We start from the raw sequence: 10,272 nt of genomic DNA on the forward strand, positions 1-10,272 counted from the left end.
CGACGGCATCCGCGCCCGCAAAATCCCCGTCGACTACGCCTCCCACACCAGCCACGTCGAACGCATCGAAGACGAACTCGCCCTCGTACTGAACGAGGTCCGACCGCACCAAGCGACCATCCCGCTCTTCTCCACCCTCCGCGCCGAGTGGCTCGACACCACGGCCATGGGCGGCACGTACTGGTACGACAACCTCCGCCACCAGGTCCGCTTCGGCGCATCCGTCGAAACCCTCGTCGCCGAGGACTTCCGCACCTTCGTCGAGATCAGCGCCCACCCCGTCGTCTCCATGGCGATCCAGGACATCCTCGACACCCACGCCGACTCCCCCTCCGTCACCACCGGCACCCTCCGCCGCGGCGAAGACACCACCACCCGCTTCCTCACCTCCCTCGCCACCCTCCACGTACGCGGCGTACCGGTGGACTGGCGACCGGCGTACGGCGACGCACAGCCGCCGCGCGTCGAGCTGCCCACCTACCCCTTCCAGCGCACGCGTTACTGGCTGGAGGGCTCCGGCAGCACCGACGCGGGCGCGCTCGGACTGGCCGCCGAGGAGCACCCGCTGCTCGGCGCCCTGGTGGAGCTGCCGGGCTCCGGCGGCGTACTGGCCACCAGCCGGCTCTCGCTGAAGACGCACCCGTGGCTCGCTGCGGACGGGGCGGAGGGCAGTGCGCACGTGCAGGGGTCCGTCCTCGTCGAGCTCGCCGTCCGCGCCGGTGACCACGTGGGCGCCGGAGCGGTCGAGGAGCTGACCCTCGAGGCCCCGATGGTGCTGCCGGAGCGCGGCAGCATCCAGATACGGGTCCAGGTCGGCGCACCGGACGACAGCGGGAACGCCAGGACGCACGACCGCCGCACGGTGAGCATTCACTCCCGTGCCCACGAGTCCGACGCCTGGGTGCGGAACGCGATCGGCCGGCTCACCGCCGCCCCGGAGTTCGCGGGCGACTTCACCGTCCGGCCGCCGCAGGGCGCGGAGGCCGTGGACGTGACGGGCCTGGCCGAGGGGCTGCGCAAGGTGTGGCGCCACGGCGACGAGGTGTACGCCGAGGTGGCACTCGACGGCGAGGCGGCCGATGCCGCCGGGGCGTTCGGGCTGCATCCCGCGCTCCTGGACACCGTGCTCTCGGCCGCCGCCTTCGGCGCGCTGGAACACGTGCGCGACGACGGCAAGGTGCTCGTGCCGCACACCTGGCGACGGGTCGCGCTGTACGCGTCCGGGGCCGCTCAGCTGCGGGTGCGGATCACGCCGCAGGGCGAGAACGCCATCGCGGTGGCCGCGGCCGACTCGGCTGGTGGTCCGGTGCTGGCGATACGCGAGGTGTCGTTCCGTGCCGTGGACACCGCCGAACTGGGCGCGGGGCAGGACCCGGCGCGGGACGCGGTGTTCCGGGTGGAGTGGCAGCCGGTCACCGCACCCGACAGCACCGCCGGGGCCGACTGGCCCGTCCTGGACCTCACCCACCGCACCGACGAGGACATACGCGCCCTGACCAGCGACGTACTGACCACCGTCCAAACCCTCCTCACCACCGACCCCGACCACACCCGCCTGGTCGTCCTCACCCGCAACGCCACCACCAACCCCGCACAAGCCGCCGTCTGGGGACTCCTGCGCACCGCACAGAACGAACACCCCGACCGCATCACCCTCGTCGACACCGACACCGACACCGACACCGAGTCCGCAGACCTGCTCCACACCGCACTCGCCACCGGAGAACCCCAACTGGCGCTACGGAACGGACGCATCACCGTCCCGCGCCTGGCCCGGACCACCCTCACCACCGGCGACAGCCCCCTCGACCCCAACGGCACCGTCCTCATCACCGGCGGCACCGGCACCCTCGGCGCCCTCACCGCCCGCCACCTCATCACCCACCACCACATCACCCACCTCCACCTCATCAGCCGACGCGGACCCCACACCCCCGGAGCCGACCAACTCCACCAAGAACTCACCGCACTCGGCGCCCACATCACCATCAGCCCCGTCGACGCCACCAACCCCGACCAAGTCACAACACTCCTCAACACCATCCACCCCGACCACCCCCTCACCGCCGTCATCCACACCGCAGGCGTACTCGACGACGCCACCCTCACCGCCCAAACCCCCCAACACTTGGACACCGCCTACCAGGCGAAGACCGACGCCGCCCACGTCCTCCACGAAGCCACCAAGCACCACAACCTCACAGCCTTCCTCCTCTTCTCCTCCGCCGCCGGCACCCTCGGCAACCCCGGACAGGCCAACTACGCCGCCGCCAACGCCGCACTCGACGCCTACGCCCACCACCTCCGCACCCAAGGCACCCCCGCCACCTCCCTCGCCTGGGGTTACTGGTCGGACGTCAGCGGGATGACCGCCCACCTGGACAAGGCCGCGCTCCAGCGGCACCGGCGTGACGGCATGCTGGGGCTCTCGGCGGACACGGGCATGGCGCTCCTCGACGCGGGCCTGCGGTCGGCCGAGCCGGCGCTGGTGACGGCCCGCCTCGACCTGGCCGGTCTCCGGGCGCGTTCGGTCACCGAGCCGGTACCGCTGCTGCTGCGTTCGCTCGTACGCCCCCTGCGGCGCGCGGCCGCGCAGGCGGCGTCTGCGGACCAGGGCGGCGAGAACGCCCTCGGCCGGCAGCTCGCCGGGCTCTCCGCCGCCGAGCGGGAGCGGGCCGTGCTCGACCTGGTGCGGACGGAGGCCGCGACCGTACTCGGCCACTCGGCGGCCGGTGCGATCGACGAGAAGCGGGCCTTCAAGGACCTCGGCTTCGACTCCCTCACGGCGGTCGAGCTGCGCAACCGGATCGGCAAGCGGGCCGGGCTCGCCCTGCCCACCACGCTGGTCTTCGACTACCCGACGCCGATCGTCCTCGCCCGCAAGCTGCTCACCGACCTCGTCGGGACGCAGGACCCGGCCGAGGCGTCCGGTCCGGCCGGACGCGCGGCGGCCGGGGACGACGATCCCGTCGTGATCGTGGCGATGGGCTGCCGGTTCCCGGGCGGCGCGGACGGGCCCGACGAGCTGTGGCGCCTGGTCGCGGACGGCGCCGACGTGATCGGCGGGTTCCCCGAGGACCGCGGCTGGGACCTGGAGGGTCTGTACGACCCGGACCCGGAGCGCCTCGGCACCTCGTACGCGCGCCATGGCGCGTTCCTGGACACCGCGACCCGCTTCGACGCCGGCTTCTTCGGGATCTCGCCGCGCGAGGCGCTCGCGATGGACCCGCAGCAGCGGCTGCTCCTGGAAACCACCTGGGAGACGTTCGAGCGGGCCGGCATCGACCCGACGGGGCTCGGCGGCGAGCGCGTGGGCGTGTTCGTCGGGGTCAACGACCGCGACTACACGCTGCGGTTGCAGCACAACTCGGGTGAGCTGGAGGGATACCGGCTGACCGGTACGTCTGGCAGTGTCGCCTCCGGCCGCATCTCGTACACCTTCGGCCTCGAGGGCCCGGCGCTCACCGTCGACACCGCCTGCTCCTCCTCGCTGGTCGCCCTCCACCTGGCCGCGCAGTCGCTGCGCACCGGGGAGTCGACGATGGCCCTGGCGGGCGGCGTGGCGGTGATGACGACACCGGACGCGTTCGTGGAGTTCTCGCGGCAGCGCGGTCTGTCCACCGACGGCCGCTGCAAGGCGTTCGCCGACGCGGCGGACGGCACCGGCTGGGCCGAGGGCGTGGCGCTGCTGCTCGTCGAGCGGTTGTCGGACGCCGAGCGGCTCGGCCACCCCGTGCTCGCGGTCGTACGCGGCACGGCGGTCAACCAGGACGGCGCCTCCAACGGCCTCACCGCACCCAACGGCCCCTCCCAGCAGCGCGTCATCCGCGCCGCCCTGGAGGACGCCGGGCTCAAGGGCGGGGAGGTCGACGCCGTAGAGGCCCACGGCACGGGCACGACGCTGGGCGACCCGATCGAGGCGCAGGCGCTCATCGCCACCTACGGCAAGGACCGGGACACCGACCGACCTCTGTGGCTGGGGTCGTTGAAGTCCAACATCGGTCACACGCAGGGCGCCGCCGGCGCGGCCAGTGTGATCAAAATGGTGCAGGCGATCCGGCACGGGGTGCTGCCCAAGACGCTGCACGTCGACGAGCCGTCGACGAAGGTCGACTGGACCGAAGGCGCCGTGGAGCTCCTCACCGAGGCCCGCCCCTGGCCCGAGGTGAACCGACCGCGCCGCGCCGCCGTCTCGTCCTTCGGCGTCAGCGGCACCAACGCCCACGTCATCATCGAACAGGCACCGCTCCCGGCCACCGACGAGGAGACCGACGCACCCGACGCCGCACCGGCCGCGGTTCTGCCGTACGTCCTGTCGGCGAAGTCCCCCGAGGGCCTCGGCGGACAGGCCGCCCGCCTCGCCGCGTGGCTGCGCGACAGCGGCCGTACGGCACAGACGCCGCTCACCGACGTGGCGTACTCGCTCGCCACCGCGCGGGCCGCGCTCGACCACCGCGCCGTCGTCGTCGCGGCCGATCGCGAGGAACTGCTCGCGGGGCTCGACGGCCTGGCGGGGGGATCACTGCCGGCCTCGGTGGTACGCGGCGGCCCGGCGGCGGGACGGACGGCGTTCCTCTTCACCGGGCAGGGCAGCCAGCGCACCGGAATGGGACATGAGCTGTACGAGGCGTACCCCGTGTACGCGCGGGCCTTCGACGCCGCGTGCGCCGAGCTCGACCGGCACCTGGTCGAAGCGGGCCACGTCGGGCACTCGGTGCGGGACGTCGTGTTCGCCGAACCGGGCAGCGAGAGCGCCGAGTTGCTGCACCGCACGGTCTACACGCAGTCCGCGCTGTTCGCGGTCCAGGTGGCACTGTTCCGCCTGGTCGAGAGCTGGGGCGTACGTCCCGACTTCGTGGCCGGACACTCCATCGGCGAGCTGGCGGCCGCACACGTGGCGGACGTGTACTCGCTCGCCGACGGGGCCGCTCTGGTCGCCGCGCGGGGCCGGCTGATGCAGGCGCTGCCCGAGGGCGGGGCGATGGTCGCCGTTCAGGCCACCGAGGCCGACGTGCTGCCGCTGCTGCCGGCCGACGGCCGGGCGGGCGTCGCGGCGGTCAACGGGCCGTCCGCGGTGGTGGTCTCCGGTGACGAGGGCGCGGTCCTGGCCGTCGCCGGCATCTGCAAGGAGCGGGGCTGGAAGACCAAGCGGCTGCGGGTCAGCCACGCCTTCCACTCGGCCCGCATGGAGCCGATGCTGGAGGAGTTCCGGACGGTCGCCGCCGGGCTGACGTACGGGCAGCCGCGCATCGCGGTGGTCTCCACGCTGACGGGCTCGCCCGTCGGTCCCGACCGGCTGGGTTCGGCCGACTACTGGGCCGAGCACGTGCGGCAGCCGGTGCGGTTCGCCGACGCCGTGCGCAACCTGCGGGCCGAAGGGGTCGCCCAGTACCTGGAGATCGGTCCCGACGCCGTCCTGACGGCGATGGCGCGCGAGACGGTCGACGCCCTCGCGGACGGCGACGCCTCCGGGTCGGCCGCGGCGGCCGAGGTCTTCGTGCCGGCGCTGCGCCGCGAGCGCTCCGAGCCGGGCACACTGCTCACCGCCCTGGGCGGCCTGCACGTCAGGGGTACGTCGGCCGACTGGTCCGCCGCCTTCGCCGGCGCCACCCGCGTCGACCTGCCGACGTACGCCTTCCAGCGGGAGCGGTACTGGGCCGAGATGGCGGCGGGCGCCACGGACGTGGCCGCCCTGGGCCTCGCCGCCGCCGAACACCCCCTGCTGGGCGCGGTCGTGGAGCTGCCCGACGACAAGGGGGTGCTGGCGACCGGCCGGCTCTCGCTGAAGAGCCACCCCTGGCTGGTCGAGCACGCCAAGTCCGGGACGGTCCTCGTGCCGGGCACCGCGCTGGTCGAACTGGCGGTCCGGGCCGGTGACCAGGTCGACGCGGGGGTCCTGGAGGAACTGGTCCTCCAGTCGCCGATGGTGCTGCCGGAGCACGGCGGCGTCGAGGTGCGGGTCCAGGTCGGCGCGCCCGACGACGGGTCGGACGGGCGCCGCCCGGTGAGCGTCCACTCCCGTGCCGACGGCGGCGACGAATGGGTCCTGCACGCAGAGGGTTCCCTGACCGCCACCCGGCGGCCGGTGTCCGCCACGCTGACGGCGTGGCCCCCGGCGGGCGCCGAGCCCGTGGACATCGAAGGCTTCTACGAGCGTCAGGCGACGGCGGGGCACGAGTTCGGCCCACTGTTCCAGGGGCTGCGCTCAGTGTGGCGGCGCGGGGAGGAGCTGTTCGCGGAGGTCGCGCTGCCGGACGACGCTGCGGGTGAAGCCGCCGCCTTCTGCCTGCACCCGGCGCTCCTCGACGCGGCCCTGCACACGACGAGCTTCGGGGCCGTCGCGGAGACGGACGCCGGACACGTACTGCTGCCGTTCGCCTGGAACGGAGTGGCCCTGCACGCCACCGGCGCTGCCCGGCTCCGCGTCCGTATCACGCCCCAGGGGGCCGACACGGTGACGGTCGAGGCGGCCGACACGACCGGCGCACCCGTGGCCACCGTCGACGGCCTCACCTTCCGGGCCGTGGACACCGCGCAGCTCGGGGCCGGGGCGGACAGGCTGCGAGACGCCCTGTTCCGGGTGGAGTGGCAGCCGGTCACCGTGCCCGGCACCACGACCGGCGCCGACTGGCCGGTCCTGGACCTGACGGAGCGCACCGACGCGGACGTACGGGCGCTGACGGGCCACGCGCTGGCCACCGTGCAGGACCATCTGGCCTCCGGGCCCGAGGACAGGCCGCTGGTCGTGCTGACGCGCGACGCGGTGGCCGTGCCGGAGCAGGCCGCCGTGTGGGGCCTGGTGCGGACCGCTCAGAGCGAGCACCCGGGCCGACTGGTCCTCGTCGAGACCGACACCGACGCGAGGTCCGCAGAGCTGCTCCACGCCGCACTCGCCACGGGAGAACCCCAACTGGCGCTGCGGGACGGACGCATCACGGTCCCGCGCCTGGCCCGGACCGCCGTCGCCACCGGCGACAGCCCCCTCGACCCGAACGGCACCGTCCTCATCACCGGCGGCACCGGCACCCTCGGCGCCCTCACCGCCCGCCACCTCATCACCCACCACCACATCACCCACCTCCACCTCATCAGCCGACGCGGACCCCACACCCCCGGAGCCGACCAACTCCACCAAGAACTCACCGCACTCGGCGCCCACATCACCATCAGCCCCGTCGACGCCACCAACCCCGACCAAGTCACAGCACTCCTCGACACCATCCACCCCGACCACCCCCTCACCGCCGTCATCCACACCGCAGGCGTACTCGACGACGCCACCCTCACCGCCCAGAACCCCGACCGCCTCAACACCGCGTTCACCGCCAAAACCGACGCCGCCCACGTCCTCCACGAAGCCACCAAGCATCACAACCTCACAGCCTTCGTCCTCTTCTCCTCCGCCGCCGGCACCCTCGGCAACCCCGGACAGGCCAACTACGCCGCCGCCAACACGTACCTGGACGCTCTCGCGGGCCGGCTCCGCGCCGAAGGCGCTCCCGCCGTCTCGCTCGCCTGGGGACTGTGGGCCGAGGCGAGCGGCATGACCGGTGAGCTGAGCGAGGCGGACCTCCAGCGCGGGAGGCGCACCGGGATCACCGCGATGTCCACGGAGACGGCGCTCGCCCTGCTCGACGCGGGACTCGCCTCGAAGGACGAAGCCGCGCTGGTGACGGCCCGGCTGGACCTGCCGGGGCTGCGCAAGCAGGCTGCCTCGCCCGGCGGAGAGGTCCCGCCGCTGCTGCGGTCGCTGGTGCGTGCGCCGCGCAAGACGGCCCGTACCGCGGCTGTCGCGGAGGAGTCGCTGGCCGACCGGCTGAACACCCTTCCCGCCGCCGAGCGCGTGAAGGCCGTACTGGAACTGGTGCGTTCCGAGGCGGCGACCGTACTCGGGCACGCCACTACCAGGGCGATCGGTGAGGAGAACGCCTTCAAGGACCTGGGCTTCGACTCACTGGCCGCCGTGGAGCTCCGCAACCGGCTGGCCGGCGCCACCGGAGTCCGCCTGCCCGCCACGCTGATCTTCGACTACCCGACCCCCGGGGAGCTCGCCGGTCAGCTCATCGAGGAACTCGGCTGCACCGGAACCGGCGCACCGACTGCCCAGGTGCCCGCCGAACTCGGCCTGCTGGAACAGGCACTGGCCTCGCTGACCGGCTCCCTCAACGGAGACGAGGCGGTACGGGCACAGGTCGCGGCCCGGCTCCAGGAGCTGTCGGCCAGCATCGGTTCGAACGGCTCGGCCGCCCGGACCACCACGCTCGTCGCCACCGCGGCCACCCCGCGGGAGACGGTCGAGGAGCTCGTCCCCGATCTCGACGCGGCGACCGACGACGAGCTGTTCCGGCTCATGGACGGTGAACTCGGCCTGTCCTGATCAGCCAGGTTCCAGCCGTCCATCCACCGACGCCTTGAAGGGGCAGACCCGGTCATGTCCAACGAGTCCAGCAACACCACATCGAGCACCAGCACCTCACACAGCAGCAACCCCGCCGGCGGCGACAGCGGTGGCGCGGGCGGCGACCAGAAGCTCCGCGACTACCTGAAGCGAGCCCTGGTCGACCTGAAGCAGGCCAACAAGCGGCTCCGGGACGTAGAGGCCGCGAAGTCCGAGCCGATCGCCGTCGTCGGGATGGCGTGCCGCCTGCCGGGCGGGGTGACCACACCCGACGAACTGTGGCAGCTCGTCGACGCGGGCGGCGACGCGGTCGGCCCGTTCCCCGACGACCGGGGCTGGGACCTGGAGCGGCTCTTCGATCCGGACCCGGAGCGCCGGGGCACCTCGTACGTCAGCGAGGGCGGCTTCCTGGACGGGGCGACCGAGTTCGACGCCGGGTTCTTCGGCATCAACCAGCGCGAAGCCCTGTCGATGAACCCGCAGCAGCGGCTGCTCCTGGAGACGTCGTGGGAGGCGTTCGAGCGGGCCGGCATCGATCCGACCGGCCTGCGCGGCAGCCGCGTCGGCGTGTACTCGGGCGTCATGTACCACGACTACGCGACCGACATGGAGAACGCCCCGGCCGAGGTCGAGGGCTACCTGAGCACCGGCACGGCCGCCGCCGTGGCCTCGGGCCGCGTCTCGTACACGCTCGGCCTCGAAGGCCCGTCCGTCACCCTGGACACGGCCTGCTCGTCGTCCCTCGTCGCTCTGCACCTGGCGGTCCAGTCGCTGCGCAACGGTGAGATCGACATGGCACTCGCCGGAGGGGCCGCGATCATGGCGACGCCCGGCACCTTCGTCGAGTTCTCGCGCCAGCGCGGCCTGTCCACCGACGGCCGCTGCAAGGCGTTCGCCGACGCGGCGGACGGCACCGGGTGGGCGGAAGGCGTCGGCGTACTGCTCGTCGAACGCCTGTCGGACGCCGAACGTCTCGGCCACCCCGTGCTCGCGGTCGTACGCGGCTCCGCCGTCAACCAGGACGGCGCCTCCAACGGCCTCACCGCACCCAACGGCCCCTCCCAGCAGCGCGTCATCCGCGCCGCCCTCGACAACGCCGGACTCACCCCCGCCGACATCGACACCGTCGAAGCCCACGGCACCGGCACCACACTCGGCGACCCCATCGAGGCCCAGGCCCTCATCGCCACCTACGGCAAGGGACGCGACGCCGAACAACCCCTCTGGCTCGGCTCGCTGAAGTCCAACATCGGGCACGCCCAGTCCGCCGCCGGCGTCGCCGGGATCATCAAAATGATCCAGGCGATACGCCACGGAGTGCTGCCCAAGACCCTGCACGTCGACGAGCCGTCAACGAAGGTCGACTGGTCGGCGGGGGCGGTCGAGCTCCTCACCGAGCGCCGGGCGTGGCCGGACGTGGACCGGCCCCGCCGCGCCGCCGTCTCGGCGTTCGGCGTCAGCGGGACGAACGCCCACGTCATCATCGAACAGGCGCAGGTCCCGGCCGCCGCCGAGGAGACCGACGCAGCGGACGCCGCAACGGATGCCGCACCGGGCGTCGTGCCTGCCGCCGTGCCGTGGCTCGTGTCCGCGAAGACCGCGAACGCCCTGCGCGACCAGGCCGGGCGGCTGGCGGACGCCGCCGGGGACTTCACCCCGGTGGACGTCGCGCACACGCTGCTGACGTCGCGCCCGCTCTTCTCGGAGCGGGCAGTGGTGATCGCTGACGGCCACGAGGGATTCACCCACGGCCTGCGGGCGCTGGCAGCCGACGGTCCGGCCGCCGAGCTGATCACCGGGACGGCGGACGTGGACGGCAAGGTCGCGTTCGTCTTCCCCGGCCAGGGACACCAGTGGGCCGGCATGGGAGCACA

2 protein-coding genes are annotated in these 10,272 nt (G+C 73.2%); both read left to right on the forward strand.

From position 1 onward, the window contains the following. Window positions 1–8,377: SDR family NAD(P)-dependent oxidoreductase (locus AC07FK_RS33665; protein ID WP_479108710.1), on the forward strand; the 8,377-nt coding region annotated here is incomplete at its 5' end. Between the two features lie 54 nt (window positions 8,378–8,431). Beyond that, window positions 8,432–10,272, forward strand: a 1,841-nt coding sequence (locus AC07FK_RS33670) for a type I polyketide synthase (protein WP_479108711.1), incomplete at its 3' end; no start/stop codon positions are given.

Source organism: Streptomyces sp. NPDC046122, assembly GCF_056429965.1.